The organism is Halopenitus sp. POP-27 (assembly GCF_029889855.1).
Taxonomy (GTDB): Archaea; Halobacteriota; Halobacteria; order Halobacteriales; family Haloferacaceae; genus Halopenitus; species Halopenitus malekzadehii.
In genome coordinates this window covers 106,365-125,925 of record NZ_JARANU010000004.1, presented here as the reverse complement: position 1 = coordinate 125,925, position 19,561 = coordinate 106,365, and the positions used below count along the sequence as shown (strand labels likewise).

The 19,561-nt window shown below is 69.3% G+C and carries 18 protein-coding genes; 5 read left to right on the top strand and 13 right to left on the bottom strand.

Going from position 1 to position 19,561, the window contains the following annotated elements:
* Positions 1-93 precede the first annotated feature (93 nt).
* The 3 genes from OQF70_RS04120 to ligA form a co-directional block, all read right to left on the bottom strand.
* Positions 94-990, bottom strand: a complete 897-nt coding sequence (locus OQF70_RS04120) for an ABC transporter permease subunit (protein ID WP_280536003.1) — start codon at positions 988-990, stop codon at positions 94-96.
* Positions 987-1,901, bottom strand: coding sequence for an ABC transporter ATP-binding protein (locus tag OQF70_RS04115; protein ID WP_280536002.1), 915 nt, complete (start codon positions 1,899-1,901; stop codon positions 987-989). Before OQF70_RS04115 ends, OQF70_RS04120 begins: the two co-directional genes overlap by 4 nt.
* A gap of 136 nt (positions 1,902-2,037) precedes the next feature.
* The gene (gene ligA, locus OQF70_RS04110; RefSeq protein WP_280536001.1) at positions 2,038-4,260 is read right to left on the bottom strand and encodes an NAD-dependent DNA ligase LigA; all 2,223 of its coding nucleotides are present in this window, start codon (positions 4,258-4,260) and stop codon (positions 2,038-2,040) included.
* 91 nt (positions 4,261-4,351) lie between these two features.
* Between ligA and OQF70_RS04105 the strand changes: the two genes are divergently transcribed.
* Positions 4,352-5,032 carry a hypothetical protein gene (locus OQF70_RS04105; protein WP_280536000.1) on the top strand — a complete coding sequence of 227 codons (681 nt, stop codon included), beginning with the start codon at positions 4,352-4,354 and terminating at the stop codon, positions 5,030-5,032.
* Entirely contained in the window at positions 5,029-6,393 is a 1,365-nt protein-coding gene (locus OQF70_RS04100; RefSeq protein WP_280535999.1) for a hypothetical protein, read from the top strand. Before OQF70_RS04105 ends, OQF70_RS04100 begins: the two co-directional genes overlap by 4 nt.
* Positions 6,394-6,443: 50 nt before the next feature.
* Here OQF70_RS04100 and OQF70_RS04095 read toward each other — a convergent pair whose 3' ends face one another.
* The 4 genes from OQF70_RS04095 to OQF70_RS04080 all read right to left on the bottom strand — a co-directional run bounded on the left by OQF70_RS04095 (position 6,444) and on the right by OQF70_RS04080 (position 10,797).
* Entirely contained in the window at positions 6,444-7,268 is an 825-nt protein-coding gene (locus OQF70_RS04095; RefSeq protein ID WP_280535998.1) for a uroporphyrinogen-III synthase, read from the bottom strand.
* Complete coding sequence (gene cobA, locus OQF70_RS04090; protein WP_280535997.1) at positions 7,265-8,170, bottom strand: uroporphyrinogen-III C-methyltransferase; 906 nt, start codon at positions 8,168-8,170, stop codon at positions 7,265-7,267. Before cobA ends, OQF70_RS04095 begins: the two co-directional genes overlap by 4 nt.
* Complete coding sequence (hemC, locus tag OQF70_RS04085) at positions 8,163-9,335, bottom strand: hydroxymethylbilane synthase (protein WP_280535995.1); 1,173 nt, start codon at positions 9,333-9,335, stop codon at positions 8,163-8,165. The genes cobA and hemC overlap by 8 nt, the downstream gene beginning before the upstream one ends.
* A gap of 118 nt (positions 9,336-9,453) precedes the next feature.
* Positions 9,454-10,797: a glutamate-1-semialdehyde 2,1-aminomutase gene (locus OQF70_RS04080; RefSeq protein ID WP_280535994.1), complete on the bottom strand. Its 1,344-nt coding sequence runs from the start codon at positions 10,795-10,797 to the stop codon at positions 9,454-9,456.
* 157 nt (positions 10,798-10,954) lie between these two features.
* Here OQF70_RS04080 and OQF70_RS04075 point away from each other — a divergent pair, with 157 nt between their 5' ends.
* Positions 10,955-11,203, top strand: coding sequence for a hypothetical protein (locus tag OQF70_RS04075; protein ID WP_280535993.1), 249 nt, complete (start codon positions 10,955-10,957; stop codon positions 11,201-11,203).
* 108 nt (positions 11,204-11,311) lie between these two features.
* Here OQF70_RS04075 and OQF70_RS04070 read toward each other — a convergent pair whose 3' ends face one another.
* From OQF70_RS04070 to hisB, 5 genes are all read right to left on the bottom strand, one after another.
* Entirely contained in the window at positions 11,312-12,979 is a 1,668-nt protein-coding gene (locus tag OQF70_RS04070; protein ID WP_280535992.1) for an ammonium transporter, read from the bottom strand.
* Between the two features lie 412 nt (positions 12,980-13,391).
* Positions 13,392-14,423 (bottom strand): DNA repair and recombination protein RadA, encoded by a 1,032-nt coding sequence (radA, locus tag OQF70_RS04065; protein WP_092816772.1) that lies wholly within the window; start codon positions 14,421-14,423, stop codon positions 13,392-13,394.
* A 164-nt stretch (positions 14,424-14,587) separates the two neighbouring features.
* Positions 14,588-14,845 carry a hypothetical protein gene (locus tag OQF70_RS04060; RefSeq protein WP_280535991.1) on the bottom strand — a complete coding sequence of 86 codons (258 nt, stop codon included), beginning with the start codon at positions 14,843-14,845 and terminating at the stop codon, positions 14,588-14,590.
* Between the two features lie 66 nt (positions 14,846-14,911).
* A complete protein-coding gene (locus OQF70_RS04055) occupies positions 14,912-15,412 on the bottom strand; it encodes an amino acid-binding protein (RefSeq protein WP_280535990.1) in 501 nt (166 codons plus the stop codon).
* Positions 15,413-15,415: 3 nt separating this feature from the next.
* Complete coding sequence (hisB, locus tag OQF70_RS04050; RefSeq protein WP_280535989.1) at positions 15,416-16,030, bottom strand: imidazoleglycerol-phosphate dehydratase HisB; 615 nt, start codon at positions 16,028-16,030, stop codon at positions 15,416-15,418.
* Between the two features lie 230 nt (positions 16,031-16,260).
* On the opposite strand from hisB, the gene OQF70_RS04045 reads away from it, so the two are divergent.
* Both OQF70_RS04045 and OQF70_RS04040 read left to right on the top strand, forming a co-directional pair.
* Positions 16,261-17,640 carry an APC family permease gene (locus OQF70_RS04045; protein ID WP_280536054.1) on the top strand — a complete coding sequence of 460 codons (1,380 nt, stop codon included), beginning with the start codon at positions 16,261-16,263 and terminating at the stop codon, positions 17,638-17,640.
* 3 nt (positions 17,641-17,643) lie between these two features.
* Positions 17,644-18,495, top strand: a complete 852-nt coding sequence (locus OQF70_RS04040; protein WP_280535988.1) for a universal stress protein — start codon at positions 17,644-17,646, stop codon at positions 18,493-18,495.
* Positions 18,496-18,541: 46 nt separating this feature from the next.
* Here OQF70_RS04040 and hisA read toward each other — a convergent pair whose 3' ends face one another.
* A complete protein-coding gene (hisA, locus tag OQF70_RS04035) occupies positions 18,542-19,297 on the bottom strand; it encodes a 1-(5-phosphoribosyl)-5-[(5-phosphoribosylamino)methylideneamino]imidazole-4-carboxamide isomerase (RefSeq protein WP_280535987.1) in 756 nt (251 codons plus the stop codon).
* Positions 19,298-19,561: the final 264 nt, after the last annotated feature.

Genomic DNA, 19,561 nt, shown 5'->3' with positions numbered 1-19,561 from the left:
GTGCCGGTTCGATCGACGGCGACGGCCCGGAAACGCGGTGTCAGAACCGCTCCGAGTGATCGCTCGGAGGGCCGATCCGGAAGACCGGTCCAGCTAGAGATCGACGCGCTCGAAGACCGTCATTCCGACGTACACCGGCACGACGAACCACAGCACGAGCAGCGCGGCGATCACCGGATCGGTGAAGACGACCGGCAGCTCGTCGCCGAGCGCCTCGGCGGCCGCGGGGTCGAAAAACAGGAAGAACCCGAACAGCTGCTGGCGGGCCTCCATCTGACTCGCGTAGACCAGCGAATCGACCAGCGTCTTATACGCCGCCACCGGGTTGACGACCTTGAGTCCGAGTTCGACCAGGTACTGCTGTTGGACCGATACGCCCGCGTACTCGTTGAGCGCCGAGGCGATCCGTCCGGAGGCGGTCCCCCAAAAGAGGCTCGTCAACAGGAACAGGCCGACCGACCCGACCATCGCCTGTCGGTCCGTTTCCGATGCCGCCGAGATCCCGACGGCCAGTCCGACGAAGACGACCCCGAGCACGACCGTCAACAGCGCGAACGCGGCGAACCGGCTCACGGCTCCCCCGCTTGCGGCCGGGATCAACACGAGCCCGGCGACGAGGAAGCCGATCGCGATCGGCAGCGCGACGACGGCGGAGCGACCGAGCACCTTTCCGAGGACGACGTCGCCCCGGGAGTGGGGAAGCGACAGCAGGAGCTTCAGCGTCCCGCTTTCCCGCTCGCGCGTGATCGACGCGTAACCGACCACGATCGCGATGATCGGGACGAGTATCGCGGTACCCTCCTTCATGAACTGGATGAACAACACCGTGATCCCGCTCGCCTCGTTGGTGTCGCCCAGTCCGATTCCGAGCGTGAACCGAAGGAGGGCCGGACCGGCGAAGGCCACGATGAACAGCGCCGACAGCACCCAGATCCATCGGGATCGAACCGCGTCCTGGAAGTCCTTTCGCGCGACCGCACGGTAGCTCATTCGGCCACCTCCCCTTCCGTGTAGGCGATGAAGAGGTCCTCGAGGGAGGCCTCCTGGGTCGTGAAGTCCTGGACCGTCACGCCAGCTTCCTCGAGGGCGCCGATCACGTCCGTCTTCACGCCGCTGTCACAGCTCACCCGGACGGTGCCGCCGTCGGTCTCCGCGCTGGCGACGCCGTCGATGGCCCGAACCGCCTCGAGGTCGTCCTCGGTTGCCGCGTCGACGGTGACGATCAGCGTCTCGTCGCTCCCAACCGCCTCCCGGAGCCCGTCGATCGAGTCCTCGGCGACGAGCCGGCCGTCGCGAAGGATGCCGACGCGGTCACAGACCGCCTCGACCTGCCCGAGAACGTGCGAGGAGAAGAAGACGGTCGTCCCGTCTTCGGCCTCCTCGCGGACGATCTCGCGCATCTCCTTGGCACCGGCCGGATCGAGCCCCGATGACGGTTCATCGAGGATGAGGAGATCGGGGTCGCCGACGAGCGCCATCCCGAGCGCCAGCCGTTGGCGCATCCCCTTCGAGTAGCCGCCCGCTTTGCGGTCGCCGTCGCCGGCGAGCCCCACCCGCTCGAGGATGGCGTCGGGGTCCTCGTAGGCCCCCTTCGACTCGATCGCAAACGTGACGTGCTGTTTCCCCGTCAGCCGGTCGTAGACGTCGAACCCTTCCGGGAGGACGCCCGTCCGATCCCGCACCGCGACGCTGTCGGCTTGGGCGTCGTGGCCGAGCACGCGAACCGTCCCTGACGTCGGTCGGACGAAGTCCAACAACACGTTGATCGTCGTCGACTTCCCGGCGCCGTTCGGGCCGAGGAAGCCGAACACGTCGCCCTCCTCGACCGTGAGGTCGAGGTCGTCGACGGCGGTCAACTCCCCGAACCGCTTGGTCACCCCGGAGAGCTCGATGGCTGTCATACGCCCCGGTTCCGCCCGTTCGGATAAATGGTTGTGGGTGTTCGACGCGCTCGCGGGGATCGGTTCGAAACCCTCCGTTCGACGTCGCCCGTTCGGACGGTCATCACGACTCCGGCGGTCGCCGGGGTTCCGTTCGTCACGACTCCGGCGGCCACTCGATCCCGTGGTCGGCGAGGAGAGCCGCAAAGTCCGCCTCGTCGATCGTTTCGACGCCGTGGGCCTCGGCGTCCCGCCGCTTGCTCCGTCCGGGATCCTCGCCGACCACGAGATAGTCCGTGTTGCCGGAGACGCTCCCGGTCGCATTGCCGCCGTGTCGCTCGACGACCGCTTGCGCCTCGCTTCGCGGGACCGATAGCGCGCCCGTGAACACGAACGTCAATCCCTCGAGCTCCCCGCCGCCGGACTCGGCCCCCGTCTCGTAGGGCTGCGGATCGACCCCGAGCTCGCGGAGTTCGGCGATCGTCTCGCGGTTCCGCTCGCCGTCGAGGAACTCGTGTATCTCCGCGGCGACGGTTTCCCCGACGTCGTCGACGGTTTGGAGGTCCGCCGTTGACGCCTTCAGAAGCGCGTCGAGCGTGCCGACGTGTGCCGCCAGGTTCCGCGCCGTCGCGGCGCCCACGTCCGGGATCCCGAGGGCGGCCAGGAACTCGGGCAGCGGCGGGTTCCGGCTCGCCTCGAGCTCCGCGAGGAGGTTCTCGGCGCTCGTCTCGCCCCAGCCGTCGAGTGCGGCGAGGTCCTCACGATCGAGCCGGTAGAGGTCCGGCAGCGACTCCACGATCCCCGCCGCGCGGAGCTGTTCGACCGTCTCCGGGCCGAGTCCCTCGATGTCGAGCGCGTCGCGGCGCGCCCAGTGTTCGATCGCGCGCTCGAGCTGGGCCGGACAGCCGAGCCCGCCGGTACAGTACGCAAGCGGCCCGTCGCGCTCGACGGGCGAGTCACAGACGGGACACGCCTCGGGGAACTCGTAGGCTCCCTCACTCCGCTTCTCGACGACCGCCGGGATGTACGGGATGACGTCGCCGGCGCGGTACACCCGAACGCGGTCCCCGACGTTCACGTTCAGCATCTCGATCTCGGCGGGGTTGTGCAGGGTCGCCCGCGAGACCGTGACGCCGCCGACGTCGACCGGATCGAGGAGGGCGACCGGCGTCAATCGCCCCGTCCGCCCGACCTGGACGACGATCTCCTCGACCGTCGTCGTCTCCGTCCGCGGCGGGAACTTGTAGGCGAACGCCCATCGGTACGACCGGGACGTGGTTCCGAGCGCCTTACACGCCGCCAGGTCGTTCACCTTGATCACGATCCCGTCGATCTCGTAGGCGAGCTCGTCGCGGACCGCGGCGGTCCGGTCGCGGTAGTCGATCGCGTCCTCGATGTTGGTCACTAGCTCGGTCCGGTCGTTCCGTCGCAGCCCGAACCCCTCGAGCGCGTCGAGGTCGTCCCAGTGTGTCGCCGGCCGTTCGCGGGGACCTCCTCCGCCGGAGTCGTCCCCCGGTGTGGTCCCGGCCCACCCGAGGACGTCGAAGAAGAAGACGCTAAGCGGTCGGTCGGCGACGACGGTCGGGTCGAGCTGGCGCAGCGTTCCGGCTGCGGCGTTGCGGGGGTTCGCGAACGGCTCCTCGCCGCGCTCCTGGCGCTCGCGGTTGAGTTCCTGGAACGCGTCCCGCGGGATGTAGACCTCTCCGCGGACGGCAAGGGTTTCGGGCACGTCGTCGGGCGCTCCGCGGAGCCGGCCCGGAACGGCGCGGATCGTCGCCACCTGCTCGGTCACGTCGTCGCCGGTCGTCCCGTCGCCCCGGGTCGCCGCGCGAACGTACTCGCCGTTCTCGTAGACGACCTCGACGGAGAGGCCGTCGAACTTCGGCTCACAGACGTACTCGATGGCGTCGCCGGCGACGGTGATCTCCGACTCCGCGAGCGCCCGCCGGACGCGATCGTCGAACTCCCGGACGTCGTCGGGGTCGGTCGTCTGGTCGATCGAGAGCATCGGCGCGGTATGCTCGACCGTCTCGAGCTCCGCCACCGGTTCCCCGCCCACGCGCCTGGTCGGCGAGTCCTCGGTCGGGAGGTCGAACGCCTCCTCGAGCGCCACGAGCCGGTCGAAGAGCGCGTCGTAGGCCGCGTCCGAGACGATCGGATCCGCCTCGACGTAGTACCGGTAGTCGTGTTCGCGGATCGCTGCGCGGAGGCGCTCGGCCTGCTCCCGGGCCGTCGACGCGTCGAGTTCGGCGACGTCCGTGAACTCGGTCGGCGGCTCCCGCACGTAGGGGTTCTTCGCCGGATCCGCGTACCGCGCCGGATCGTCGTCCGGATCCGCATCCCGCGACGGATCGTCGTCCCGATTCTGCTCGTCGCTCATACCACTCCTGTCTGCGCCATCGACTAAAAGCGGTCGTCGCGAGCCGGCCGGGTTCCCAACCTATTTGGGGTGGCACGGCCCAGCCGGTTGTATGCCCGCCCTCCATCGGTCCCGGCGATCCCTCCTCGCCGCGGGCGCAGCGGCCCTGGCGAGTGCCGCGGCCGGCTGTCTCGACGGCCAGTCCTCCCGCAGCCGAACCGTGAACGACGACCCGTCACACCCGCCCGAATCGGCGACGACCGACTTCGCGATCGAGACGCTCCGTGACCCGTCGCTCGACCCGATCATCCCGATCGGGTTCGATCCGACTGATCCGGACGGCGGAGTGACCGACTCGAGCGACGTTCCCGCCACCCCGACGCCCGACCTCGCGGACCGGCGGCTCCGAAACCGGATGTGGTTCATCCTCGAGGACGCCCACCGCGATCGGTTGCGGTTCCGACGGGAGCCGGAGGGAACCGACGCGCTTCGGTCGTTTCTGACGGCGATCGACTTTGATTCCGAGTCGGTCGTCCTGATCCAGGAGCCGATCGCGGCCTGCTACGAGCTCTCGACCGAGTACGTCGAGCTCGAGGACGACGAGTTCCACGCCAGCCGCTGTCGGAAGCTCCGTCCGGCGGACGCGGCCTGTGCGGTGGACGACCGCCACCTGCTCGTGACGGCGCTGCGCGTCCCGCAGGCTTACGAGTCATCCCCGTCGGGAATGGGGCTCGGAACCAGCTCGAACTGCCGACCCGAGTCGATCGAGACGAACGGCGGTGATGACGCGTGACCCGGTCGCGTCGCTCGGTTCTCGGTGCGGTCGGCGCCGGAGTGACCCTCGCGTCGGCCGGGTGTCTCGACGTCCTCGACCGTGGCGAGGACACGCCGTCCACGTACGATGCCGCGACGCTCGAGGGAACGATCGAGTCGCCGGTCGAGACCCCGCCACGGCCCGAGCCGGTGCAGCCGAACCGGGGAACCGTCGTCGGGGTGACCGATCGGATCGACTCGCTGCTGGCCGACGTCCCGGACCCGCTCACCGCAGCCGACGTCCCGAACGGGGCCGCCCGCCGGGAGATCGAGCGGTTTCGTGATCGCGCGGTTCGCGGACTCGATGCCGTGCGGGACGCACCCGCTGCTGCCAACGCACTCGCGGAGTCCCATGAGGTCCGCGGACACGCCCGCAGCGCCGCCGAGACGGTCGCCGCGGTCGGATCGACGACGGAGCGGCGGTCCGTCGTCGAGGGGGCCCGCTCGGACGCACGCGATCGACTCGCGACCGGCGCCGATGCGCTCACCTATGCGGGGATCGACCCGCATCGAACCCTGCTCACCGCCGTGCGCCTCGAGTCGCTCCTCGATCGAGCCCGCGCCGATCTCGATCGGCCCACGCATCACCATGCCGCGCCGGAGGGGCACGCGCTGTGGATCGGCGAGTTGGCCGGCCAGGTCGAACGCGCCGTCTCGCGGCTGGCGGCCCTGGATCACCTCTCGGCGCGCCATCGCGAGCGTGCCGCGGCAGACGGTGATACCGATGCTGGCGTCGACGGCGATCCTGACGCCGATGCCGTCGAGCCCGCCGACTACGAGGGTCGCTTCACGACCGCGCTCGAAACCGCCCGCGAGGACTTTCGCGAGGCCGAATACCCGACTGACGACGCGGGCGATCCTCGCGAGCTGATCGGGACCGACGCGGACCCGGCCCGGGAGATCGTGACCGAGGGCGTCAGGGTGGTCTCGCACCTCCACGAGACCCTGTTCGAGGACCGGCGCCGACTCGGCCGATCGCTTGCGACCGCCCTCGAACTCGACGTCAACCGGCGGGCACTCGATCGCGCTCGAACGACCATCGAGGAGGGCGGACATCGCGAGGCGACGCCCGAGACCGTCCGGTCGGCCCGCGAGTCGGCGGTCACGGCGCTCCAGGACCTCCCCGTATCGACCGTCGATCCGACCGTTGGCGGCGACTTTCTGGCGGCCGAACGGTTCCGGATCGCCTCGACGGACGACCGGATACACCGCTGGATCGAGGAGGATCGAACGGTCCGGCTGGACCGGGAGTACGCGCTGTACACGCTGTCGGCGGCCCGGCTCGCGTCGTTTCCCGACGCGTGGGCGACGTTCGACGACCGGGTCGAGAACGGGGAGTGACGCCCGGCTTCCGTTTGGGCCAGCTCCGCGCCGCTCCCGTGCCGAGACGCTCACTCGCCGCGGTGGCTCGGTGCCGCCCGCTCGACGACCGCGGTCGCGAGCGACTCGAAGGTCGCCTCGTCCGGAACGACGTCGACGTCGATCCCGTGCGCTTCGGCCGTCTCCCGGGTCGGGTCGCCGATGGCGCCGACGACCGCGTCGACGAGCCCCTCGCGGGCGTCGGCCTCGATCCCACGATCGGCGGCGGCCTCGAGGAAGTGCTCGACGGTGAGCGAGGAGGTGAACGCGGCCGCCTCCAGCTCGCCGGCGGCGGCCAGCTCGGTCGACCGGCCGGCTCCCTCCGGGCGGACGAGCCGATAGAGCACCGTCTCGTGGACGTCGGCGCCCGCAGCCGCGAGCCCCTCGGTGAGGACCGTGCTGCCGTGGTCCGAGCGGGCGACCTCGATCGCGACGCCCTGATCCGTGGTGCTTTGGTCCGCGGCGCTCCGCTTCGCCGCGCCTGCAGTCCCCTTGCCGCTCCCGCCTCCCTCGGCGATCCGGCCGCCGAGCAGGTCGACGAGTCCCTGTGAGGTGTACTCCTCGGGGATCAGGTCGACGGTCCAGCCCGCCTCCCGTGCCGCCGCGGCGGTCGCGGGGCCGATCGCGACGAGCGTCGTGTCCGCGGCCGGCTCCCACCCGCGTTCGCCGGCGAGTTCGACGCCGGTCTTGCTCGTGAGGACCACGTATGGCGCGTCCGTCGGCGTCTCGCCGGTCGGTTCGACCGCCAACATCGGATCGGGAACCGGGTCGGCACCGAGCGACCCCAACAGCTCGACCGCGTCGTCGATCCGGTCGTCGTCGGGTCGGAAGACGGCGACGCGAACCTGCCGGCTCATCGGTCGGTCCCTCCTTCCCGTTCTCGCTCCCGTTCCGTTTCGGCCCCGATCGGTGCCGCGTTGGCGTTCTCCAGGACGTCGATCACGCGGTCACGGCTCGCCGCCACCTCGCCGATAACGGTGATGGCTGGCGGCTCGATCCCCGCCTCGTCGCGGACCGAGACGATCGTCTCCAGGGTCCCGGTCGCCACGCGCATGTCCGGCCACGTCGCGCGCTCGACGAGCGCCACCGGCGTTTCCGAGTCCATCCCCGCGCTCCGGAGCTCGGCGACGTACTCCGGCAGCTTGCCGACGCCCATCAACACGACGATCGTCCCGCCGGTGGCCGCAAGCGCCTCCCAGTCGACCGCCGAATCGGCCTTCGTCGGGTCCTCGTGACCCGTCACGAACGACACCGAGGAGGCGTGGTCGCGGTGGGTCACCGGGATCCCGGCCACGCCCGCCCCGGCGATCGCGGAGGTGACGCCCGGCACGACCTCGACCGGCACGCCGGCCGCCGCCAGGTGCTCGAGCTCCTCGCCGCCGCGACCGAATACGAAGGGGTCGCCGCCCTTCAACCGGACGACCGTCTTCCCCTCACGGGCGAGCTCGACCAGCCGGCGGTTGGTGTACTCTTGGGGCGTCCACTCGCCGTCGGCCCGCTTGCCGACGTCCTCACGCTTGCCCTCGGGGATCGACTCGATGATCTCCGGGCCCGGAAGCTTGTCGTGGAGCACGACGTCGGCCGCCTCGAGGAGGCGGTTCGCCCGCACCGTCAGCAGCTCCGGATCGCCGGGCCCCGACCCGACGAGGTAGACCTTGCCGGTCGCTTCCTCGTGGCTGTCGGTCGGGATCTCGCCCTCGGGACCCTCGGTTTGGGTCTCGTCCTCGAATCCGTCGCTCCGACCGTCATCCTCAGTCATCCTCCTCTCGTCCTCCGTCATCCTCCTCGCTCCGTTCGCGCGCGCGTTCGATCAGCTCGTCGGCGCCCCGTTCGGCCAGGTCCCGGCCGAACGCCTGCGCGTCCTGCCCGTAGTGCTCGATGTCGAGATCCCGCGTCTCGGCCACCTCCTCGGTCCCGTCCCGCGAGAGCACGCGGACGGTCGTGTGGACGTACGATCCCTGCACGATCGCGTTGATGCCGATTGGGGCGATGCAGCCGCCGCCGAGCTCCTCGAGGATCGTCCGCTCGACGCTCGTCTCCACGCGCGTCCGCGGGTGGTCGACCGCCGACCGGACCGCGTCAACCACGTCCGGGTCCGCCGCGACGACGGCGATCGCGCCCTGGCCGGCCGCCGGGACGAACTCGCCGCGCTCGAGCCGCGCCGTCGGGACCGCATCGAGCAGCCCGGACCGCGCGAGTCCGGCCTCCGCGAGCACCAGCCCGTCGTATTCGGTCTCGACGTCTCGTTCCATCGCTCCGCGTTCGAGTTCGGGCAACGAGTCGAACCACTCCTCGACGGTCGCCTCGAACTCGCGATCGTCCCCGTCTCCCGCCCGGTCGCCGTCCTCATCGTGGTCGCCCGCGTGGTCGTTTCCGCCCGTCTCGCCGGTCTCACCCCTCTCCTCTGACCGCGCCTCCATCCGGGCCTCGTGTTCGCGCTGGAGTCCGGGCGCGAGCAGCTTCTCGATCCGGGTGTCGACGTTGCCACGGATCGGCTCCACCTCGATGTCGGGGCGGGCGGCCTTGATCTGGGCGGTGCGGCGCAGCGAGGCGGTTCCGATCGTCGATCCCGGCTCCAGGTCGGCGAGGTCATCTCCCTCGGGGGTCACGAGAACGTCGCCGGCCGGCGCGCGTTCGGGGACGCCGGCGATGACGAGGTCGTCGAGCCCCTCCGTCGGGACGTCCTTCAGCGAGTGGACCGTGAGGTCGGCGTCGCCGGAGAGCACCTCCTCGTCAAGCGACCGGACGAACGCGCCCGTCTTTCCCAGCTCGTGGATGAGCGCGTCCGGGACCTGGTCGCCGCGGGTCTCGACCGTTCGGGTCTCGACCTCCCGGCGCCGGGTCGCGAGCGCGTCAGCGACCGTCGCCGCCTGTTTCACGGCGAGGTCGGATCCGCGAGTCGCGAGTCGAAGCGATCGTGTCATACTCGATCCGTCGGTCCCGGCGGTGAAAAGGTCACCAATTTCGGTCGCGTCAGGTCGTTGCGCGTTCGTCCACTCCGGCCGCGATGCTTTCGTGGCTCGGAGCGCGTCATTTCGCCGCTCAGAGCGCGTGTTTGTACGCCTCGAGCGTCTCCTCGACGTCCGCCTCGGTGTGTGCGTAGGAGACGAACTGGCTCTCGAACTGGTTGCCGGTGAGGAGGATCCCCTGCTCTTTCATCTCCTGGCGGAAGACGCGTTCCCAGCGGTCGGTCTCGGCACGAGCGACGTCGGCGCCCGTCTTCGGACAGTAGTCGTACCGCGGACAGTCGGGGTCCTGGGTACAGCCCGCCGGACAGCACGTCTCGAGGTCCCCGCCGGTCGGGCCCTCGCGCGTGAAGACCGTCTTGAACAGCGAGTCCGTCCCGACGACCGTGTACGTCGGCGCCTGGTCGGCACAGATGTCGGTGATCCCCTCCCGAAGCCGGCGCCCGAGCTCGTTGACGTGCTCGTAGACGTCGTGTTCGGCCGCGTACTCCAGGTAGGCCTTGCCGGCCGCCATCGCCACCGGGTGTCCCGAGAAGGTCCCGGCCTGGAAGACGTCGCCGGCCGGCGTGAACCCCTCCATCACGTCCGCTCGGCCGCCGATCGCCCCGACCGGGAATCCGCCGCCGACGATCTTCCCGAACGTGGTGAGGTCCGGGGTTACGCCGAGTTTCCCCTGCGCACAGCCGAGCCCGCCGACGCGGAAGCCGGTGATCACCTCGTCGAAGACGAGCAGCGAACCGTGCTCGTCACACAGCTCGCGCAGCGTCTCGTGGTAGCCGTCGACCGGCATCACGATCCCGGAGTTGGCGAGGATCGGCTCGACGAGCACCGCCGCGATGTCGTCGCCGTGTTCGGCGAACACCTCGCGTGCGGCCTCCGGATCGTTGAACGGGACCGGCAGGGTGTGTTCGGCGAACTCCTCGGGAACGCCCGCGGTGGAGGGCGCCTGCGACCCCGGCTCACCCTCGACGAGCGTCGACTCCTGGGCGCCGTGGTAGCCGCCCTGCATCACCACGATCTTGTCGCGACCCGTGTGGCCCCGGGCGAGCCGGACCGCCGAGACGGTCGCCTCGGTGCCGGAGTTGACGAACCGGACCTGTTCGACGCTCGGGACGTGGCGCGCGATGAACTCGGCGTGTTCGACCTCGATCTCGGTCGGGACCCCGTACATCGGGCCGTCCGCCGCCGCGGACTGGATCGCCGCCGTCACCGGTTCGGGGACGTCGTGGCCGTACAACAGCGGGCCGTAGCCCATCACCCAGTCGACGTACCGGTTTCCGTCGGCGTCGATCACGTGGCCGCCGTCTCCGTGGTCGACGAACACCGGGTGTGGGAGCGTCGCCCGAACCGAGGAGTTGACGCCGCCGGGCAGCACCGAGAGCGCGCGGTCGTACAGCGCACGCGAGCGGTCGTGGTTCATGACCCACCCTTCGGTCGGGAGGTGAAAAAGGGGTTCCGTTCAGAGCGCGACCGGTTCGCCCACGTTCGTTCGGAGCGTGGTCGTCCGGATCCATTCGTGGTCGTCCGGATCCATTTAGACCACGATCGTTTTGCCCGCCGGCCCTCACTACTCGGGTATGAATGGCGCTCGCGTGACGGTCGACTGCGATTCCTGCTCGTTCACGGAGACGTTCCCGTCCCTTCGTCGAGCACGGACCGCCCTCGAGGACCACCGGCGAACCCACGGTCACGACGCCGACTGGTCGATTGATCACCTTTCGGCGGGCGTGGAACGTGCCGGCGCCGACGCCGGCGTCTGTGGTCGACCCGAGTGTACGACGTCCGACTCGCCGCTGGTTCGGGACCGGTTCGACGCCGAGGAGTGACGCGTCACGGCGGGTGAGGATGTCACTCCCGGGGAACCGTTCAAAAGGATCGGATTCCTAATTAAAAAGACCGCCCGAAGCTCGGCCGGTTCGGACTCTCTTGGCGGCTTACACCGCCTCGGGCCCGGCCGTGCCGGTGCGCACCTGCAGTGCGTCCTCGACCGGCAGCACGAAGACCTTCCCGTCGCCGGGCTCGCCGGTGCTTGCGGCCTCGCGGATCGCCGCCGCGACCTCGTCGGCCGGGATGTCGGCGACGACGCACTCGATCTTTACCTTCTGGTGCAGGTCGACGACGTACTCCTCGCCGCGCCACTGGCCCGTCTTGGCGGGCTGGGAGCCGCGGCCGGAGACGTTCGTGACCGTCAGCGAGGGCGCGCCGATCCCGGCGAGCGCGGTCTTGATGTCGCCGAGCTTCTCGGGGCGAACGATCGCCGTGACCATCTTGATCTCGGTGCCGGCCTCCGCGCCGCCGTCGGCACGGACGCTGGCTCCGGAGCCGTCGGCGGCGATCGGCTTGCCGAACTCGGGGTAGGTGTCGACGCCGTGTTCGGAGACGTCGAGCCCCTCACGCTCGTGTTCCGGCGCGACGCGGGCCTGTCCGGCCGCCTTGAAGGCGCCGAAGACGGCCGCGGTCGCGAGGACGGTCCAGACCGTGATCACGGCGGTTCCGACCACCTGCGAGACGAGCAGGTCGACCGAGAAACCGTCGACGTGGACGAACGGCAGCGCCAGGATCCCGATGACGCCGGCGGAGCCGTGGACCGGGAAGACGGCGCAGACGTCGTCGATCTTCAGCGTGTCCGAGACGAACTCGAAGACGAACGGGAGCTGGAGGCCGCACACCAGCGCGACCGCGATGGCGCCCCACCAGGTGACGAGGTCAACGATCCCCGTGACGCCGACGAGTCCCGCAAGCAGCCCGTTGGCGACGTAGAGGGTGTCGACCTTCTTCGTGAGCGCGAGCGCTCCGAGCGCCGCGCCGATGCCCCCGGCGGCCATCCCGAGCGTCGTCGTGAGCGCGACGCGCCCGACGACCCCGAAGCCGCCAAGCGTCAACTCGCCGTTCTCGACGGCGAAGACGGTCGCGGTGGTGCCGACGTTGAAGCCGTACCAGCCGAACGCGAGGACGAGCGTTCCCAGCACCGCGAACGTCATCGAGTGGCCGGGGATGACGTTCGTGGAGCCGTCCTCGGCGTAGCGGTCCATTCGCGGGCCGATCACGTACGCGGCCGTGAGGCCGGCGATGCCGCCCATCCCGTGGACGACCATCCCGCCCGCGAAGTCCGTGAAGCCGAGCCCCGCGAGGAGGCCGCCGCCGTACCAGGACATCCCCGCGACGACCGGGTAGATGACCGCCGACAGCACGATCGTGTAGCCGACGTACGCGCGGAGCTTCGCGCGGCCGGCGACCGCGCCGGAGACGATCGTCGCCGCCGTCATCGCGAAGACGGCACCGAACAGCCAGCTGTTGACCCACGCGCCGTCGGGCGCGGTCATCGCGGCCGTGAACGTCTCCATCGAGACGCCGCTTCCGCCCGCGACGGCCTCGACGCCGAACCCGATCAGGAAGTAGACCAGGACGCCGACGCTCCAGGTCAGCAGGTTCTTCGTCAGCTGGTTGGCGACGTTCTTCGCACGCACCTGCCCCGCCTCGAGCATCGCGAAGCCGGCGTGCATGAAGAAGATCAGGAAACAGACGACTGCAACCCACAGCAGGTTCACGCCCTCGGCGATCACCGAGGGATCGACCTGCGTGAGGAGTTCCGCGCCCACCATCAGACGATCACCGCCCTATCGGGGATGGATGGTTTACGATCGTGAACTATTCCAATCGATTCCTCCGTGTTCGTGTTCGAAATCACGTTCCGACTGGGGTGGATGGAGGTATATAAATCGTATAGTTGAAAAATAGAATAATATGTGCGATTCGGTCGACGTTCGTCATATATACAATCGAATAAGGCCAATATAAGGACGTATTCTCGGCAGTTCCGTTACAAATGTTGCCGAACAACTTGACGATCGTTTTGTCGGATTGTTGGTGTATGTGCCCGAAACGCTCGCGCGCGCTCCTCGTGAGTCGCCGTCGCGAAAATCGTTGGTCGCCGTCGCGGAAATCGTTGCAACAGATGGTGTCGGCTCGCGTGAGTGGTGTGTGACCGACGCCTGCGTGTCCTCTCGGGCCGGCCTATTCCGGTTTGAGGCCGGCGTCCTGGACGCGCATCACGGCCTCGCCGTCGGCGAGGTTCGGGGCGTCGACGAGCCGGACGATCCGCTTGTCACCCTTCGACTTCCGCAGGTAGATCCGGAACGTGGAGGTGTGGCCGAGGATGTTGCCGCCGATCGGCTGGGTCGGGTCGCCGAAGTAGGAGTCGGGGTTCGAGGCGACCTGGTTAGTGACGAGGATCGACGTGTTGTACAGGTCCCCGATCCGCATCAGGTCGTGAAGGTGTTTGTTCAGCTTCTGCTGGCGCTCGGCGAGCTCGCCCCGGCCGACGTACTCGGCGCGGAAGTGGGCGGTCAGCGAGTCCACGCAGACGAGCCGGATCGGCCACTCGCTCTCCTCGTGTTCGCCGGCGAGCTCCTTGGCCTTCTCGGCCAGCAGGATCTGGTGGTTGGAGTTGAACGCCTTCGCGACGTGGATCCGGTCGAGGAACGCCTCGGTGAGTTCGGCCAGCGCCTCGTCGCTGTTCGGCGTCCCCTCGATCTCGCGCCGTTCGAGTTCCGCCTCGAGGATCTCGTCGTCGAGGCCACGAACCATGTCGTCGATCCGCTCGGGCCGGAACGTGTCCTCGGTGTCCACGAAGATGGCGCCGCCGGCGAGCCCACCGTGTTCGCGGGGCAGCTGGACGTTGACCGCCAGCTGGTGGGTCACCTGCGATTTGCCGGCGCCGAACTCGCCGTAGACTTCCGTGATCGACTGCGTCTCGACGCCGCCGCCGAGCAGCTCGTCGACCTCGTCGATCTGCCAGGAGAGCTTGCCGATCTGCTCGCGCCGCTCGAGGACCGCCGCGCCGGTCTCGAAGCCGCCGACGTCGGCGGCTTCCCGGGCGGCGTTGATGATGTCCGAGGCGGTCGAGGAGCCGATGTCGGCGGTGTTCGACAGCTCCCCGGGGCTGGCGACCGCGATGCTCTGGTAGCTCTCGTAGCCGGTGTCAATGAGCTTGTCCGCGGTCGCGGGGCCGACGCCTGGGAGGTCTTCGAGTTCGTCTTCGGGCATGTACACCCCGCTTGTTCGCTCTCCCATATAAACCCACGTTAACAGGTGGGTGAAAGTGAAATATGCGGAGCAATCCCACGATACGCGTCGCTCATCGCCTCCGACTGAACGGCGAAAAACGTCTCCGGAACGGACTGTGCTGGGCGTCGCCGAAACGGCCTGTGCTAGGCGTCGCCGTCGGACTGCCCCGGTTCGCCGACCGCTTCGACCGGAACGTTCCCGAAGACCGCGGCCTCGAGGTCCTCCATCGATCGGAAGACGTCGTCGTTCGATCGGGAGACGACCGCGGCCAGCGACTCCCTCCCGTCGGCGTACAGGAGCGTCACGTCGGACAGTTCCTCGCGCGCGTCGGTTCGGTCGATCGGGTAGTCGAGCGCGTCGATGACGGTTCGAAGCCGGTTCAGCCGTACCTCGGTGCTCATACGGTCAATACGGTCTCGAACCGTATAACCATATGCGCGTGCGCTCGGTGGGTTCCGCCCCGCCGTTCAGAACTCGACGCGGCGCACGTAGGGGAGCTCCCGGATCGCCACGAGCAGCTCGCCGGGAACGTCGTCGTCGAGGATCACGTAGAGCTTCGGGTCGGCCGCGAACTCCGGATCGTCGCTGATGACCTGTCGGATCGTGAGTTCGTGGTCGGCGATGAGTCCGGTCACCTCGGCGACGATGCCGGATTCGTCCGCTGCAGCCACTTCGACCGTGAGAACGGTCAACTCGAGCACCGGCGCGAGATCCATCAGGCTCGGGATCGAGGAGATGTTCGCGAAGATCCGGCGCAGCTCCGGATCCTCTCGGATCGCGTCGGTCGTCGAGTCGACGACGCGGCGGTCCACGTCCAGCTCGCGCGCGATCCCGGTGTAGGGGATCTCGATCCCGCCCGAGACCACGCGCCCGTCCTCGTTGACGGAGAACCCGCGCTCCAAGAGCAGGCGGATCACCGCCTGCTGGCTCGGCGACCCCTCGAACTTGCCCAGGATCTCGTCGAACATCGCTTACAAGTCGCCCTTCGTGCTCGGGGTGTCCGAGCGCCGCTCGTCGATCCGGGTCGCGTCGTCGAGCGTGCGCGCGAGCGCCTTGAACAGCGCCTCGACCTCGTGGTGGGCGTTCTCCCCGCGGACGACCTCGGCGTGCAGCGTCAGGCCGGCGTTGTGGGCAAGCGACATCGCGAAGTGGTCGGCCATCACGCTCGTGAACCCCCCGATCGATTCCTGGGAGAACTCGCCAGCGAACTCGTAGTGGGGTCGTCCCGAGACGTCGACGACCACGGACGCGACCGCCTCGTCGAGCGGGACGCGACGGTCGGCGTACCGGCGGATCCCGCGCTTGTCACCGAGCGCCTCCGCGAACGCCTCGCCGAGACAGATCGCCACGTCCTCGACGGTGTGGTGGTCGTCGATGTGGGTGTCCCCGTCACACCGGACGGTCAGATCGAACAGCCCGTGCGTGGCGAAGGCCGTCAGCATGTGGTCGAAGAAGCCGATCCCGGTGTCGATCTCGCCGTCCCCGTTCCCGTCGATCGTCAGCGTGAGATCGATCTCCGTCTCCGCCGTCGCCCGCGAGACGGCCGCGCTGCGGTCGGTGCCGTTCGATCCGCTCGGGTCGCTCATACCGGCCACTCGCGGGCGACTCTTAAGGGGATTGCGGGCGAGCCGCTTCGAACGCGAGCGGGAGCCACGTTCCGAACCGCGGCGGTGGCTATTTCGGGTCTGCGCGTGATCGACGACGTATGGGACGCGATACCCCCGCCGACCGTCCGCAGCCGACGGACTCGTCGTCGGCCGCATCGACGCCGGCGGCCCCATCGACGTCACCGGACTCACCGCCGCCGGACCAGTCGATGCCCGCGGCGGACTCGTCCGAGCCCGTCGTCGAACACGACCGCGATCGGGGCGAGGGGGAGCTCGAACGGACGATCGGACTCGTCGGCGGGCTCGCGATCGGCATCGGGACGATGATCGGTGCGGGCATCTTCGTCTTTCCGGGGCTGGCCGCGGAGAACGCGGGACCGGCGGCATCGCTCTCGTTCGCGATCGGGGCGGTCGTCGCGCTGTTGGTCGCGCTCCCGCTGTCGGAGCTTGCGACCGCGATGCCCCGCAGCGGCGGCGGCTACTTCTTCATCTCTCGGGGTCTCGGTACCACTCCGGGCGCGGTCATCGGCATCGGCCTCTGGCTCGGGCTCGTGTTCGCGGCCGCGTTCTACCTCGTCGGGCTCGGCAGCTATGCCGGCCAGGTGTTCGCGGAGGCGGGGATCGCCCTCCCCGTGGATCCGGCGGTACCGTTGGGGGTCGTCTTCGGGGGCGCGCTCACGGCTCTCAGCGTGTTCGGGACCGAGAACACGGCATCGCTGCAGAACGCGATCGTCATCGTCTTGCTCGTCATCCTCACGCTGTTCCTGAGCTACGGGAGCCTCGACGCCCTCGGCGTGTTCGGCACGGAATCGGTCCCGGAGGGGTTCTTCCCACCGGGCGGACTGGTGCCGGTGTTGCAGACCGCCGCGCTCGTGTTCACCTCGTACCTCGGTTTCGCGCAGGTGGCGACCGTCGCCGGCGACATCACGAACCCGAGCCGAAACCTGCCGCTGGCGATGGTCGGATCGGTGCTCGTCGTCGGCGTGTTCTACGTCGTCACGATCTTCGTGGCGACCAGCGCGTTCGGGAGCGTCCGGCTCGGCGAGTTCGGCGAAACCGCGATGGTCGAGGTCGCTCGCGCCTTCGTCGGCCTGCCGGGCGCGCTCGCGATCGTCGTCGCCGGGCTGCTCGCCACGTTCTCGAGCGCGAACGCCTCCATCCTCAGCGCCTCCCGGGCGGTCTACGCCGTGAGCCGCGACGACCTCCTTCCGGAGGCCGCCAGCCGCCTCAACCTCCGGTACGGCACGCCACACGTCGCCCTCGGGCTGGCTGGGGGCCCGATCGTCGTGCTCACGGCGACCGGCCAGGTGGAGCTGCTCGCGGAGGTCGCCTCCGTCCTCCATCTGGTGATGTACGGACTCGTCTGCGTCGCCCTGATCCAACTCCGACGCGAGTCGCCCGCGTGGTATACTCCCGCGTTCCGCTGTCCCGCGGGATACCTCGTCGCCGGTCTCGGCGCGCTCGCGAGCTTCTCGCTCATCGCGTTTATGCAGCCGGCGTCGATCGGCGTCGGCGCCGCCGTGATGGTCGCTGCCTACGCCTGGTACCGGTACTACGCTACCGACGTCGCACTCAAGGGAGCGTTCTAATCCATGACCGACACCGATCCCACATCCACGACCGACACCGATCCCACATCCACGACCGACACCGATCCCACACCCACGACCGACGCGCCGAACCGTCCGCCCGTCCTCTATCCGATCCGGGTTCTCGAGGGCGAGTCGCTGCCGACCGGGATCGCGGACCTGCTCGCGGACGCACACGTCGTGCTCGCCGGCTACCACGTCATTCCCGACCAGACCGCGGCCGACCAGGCCCGCGAGCAGTTCGGCGAGCGTGCGATGGCCAAACTCGAGGAGTTCGCGGCGGCGCTTTCCGACGCGGGCGCCACGGTCGACGTCCGCCTCGTCTTCACACACGAGGCGCAGGCGACGATCGACCGGCTGATCTACGAACACGACTGTCTCGCGGTACTCGTTCCCAACGGCACCGACGCCCTCGAGTCGGTGCTGCTCGCCGTTCGGGGCGACGTCGGACTCGACCGAAACACCCGCCTGACCGCCGGCCTGTTCGCGACGACCGACGCGACGATCACGCTGTACCACGCGCTCGATGACGACGAGGCGGATGCCGACGGCGAGGCGCTTTTGGAATCGACCGCGAACGCGCTCGTCGATCGCGGCGTCAGCCCGGGGTCGATCGACACGATCCTTGAACACCCGGACGCGCCGCTCGATGCGATCGCTCGTCACGCCGCCGATCACGACGCGGTCGTGATGGGCGAAACGGACCCGTCGGTCACGACGTTCCTCTTCGGAATGCCTGCAGAACAGGTCGCAGAGCGGTTCCTCGGTCCGGTGTTCGTCGTCCAACGCGAGCGACCCGCCGAGGAGTCATCCGCCGAGGAGTCATCCGCCGAGGAACGGCCGAACGGGGAGTGATATGCGGGCGGGTTCACGAGTCGCCCGGAAGTCGCTTCGCGTGCGCTCACTCCGCGCCGTCGCCGGTCGCGGCCCGCTGGGCCTCACGCAGCGTGAACGACCCCTCATACAGCGCCGTTCCGACCACGACCGCCGCCGCGCCGGCCTCCTCCAGCGCGGCGACGTCATCGAGGCTCGCGACGCCGCCGGAGGCGATCACCGGGACGTCGACCGCGTCCACGACCGCCTCGACGGCCCCGCGGTCGATCCCCTCGAGTTGCCCCTCGACGTCGACGTTCGTGAAGAGGATCGCGCCCGCGCCCAGCTCCTCGTACCGCTCGGCGGCCGCGGCGGGGTCGAGCCCGGTCGATTCGGTCCACCCCGAGACGACGACCTCGCCGTCCTTCGCGTCGAGGCTTACGACCACCGTTCCCGGGTGCGTCTCGGAGATGGCCTCCACGATCGGGGGATCCTCGACGGCCGCGGTGCCCAGGATCACGCGGTCGATCCCGAGATCCAGTAGTGCGCGCGCGTCCTCGGCGGTCCGGATCCCTCCGCCGAGCTGGAGGGCGACGTCGTCGCCGACCGCGTCGACGATCGCCTCGAACGCAGGGGCGTTGACGCGCTCCCCCTCGAAGGCGCCGTCCAGATCCACGAGGTGGAGCGTCTCCGCGCCCTCGTCGATCCAGCGCTCGGCTGCCTCGACCGGGTCGCCGTACCGTTTCCCCGTCCCGCGCTCGCCCTGGACGAGCTGGACCACCTCGCCGTCCTGGACGTCGACCGCCGGGATCACCTCGAAGCCGTCCGCGAACGCCTCGTTCATACCTCCCCGGTCGGCGGGCCGTGGATTAAACGTCCCGCTTCGATGCACGACGGATCGTCTCGCGTGGATGTACAGTGGACCGCCCCGCGTCGGTGCACAACGTATATACTGCCCCTCGACCCACCTGTGGGTATGGCGCTCGAACCCGTCATCGGCGGCGAGTCCGTCATCGACCGGATCGGTCGCGATCGCGACGACCGCGGGTTCGGGTTCGGTTTTCGCTGACCTCCGGGTGGTTTCACCGTCTCGCCGCGGGACGCCCCG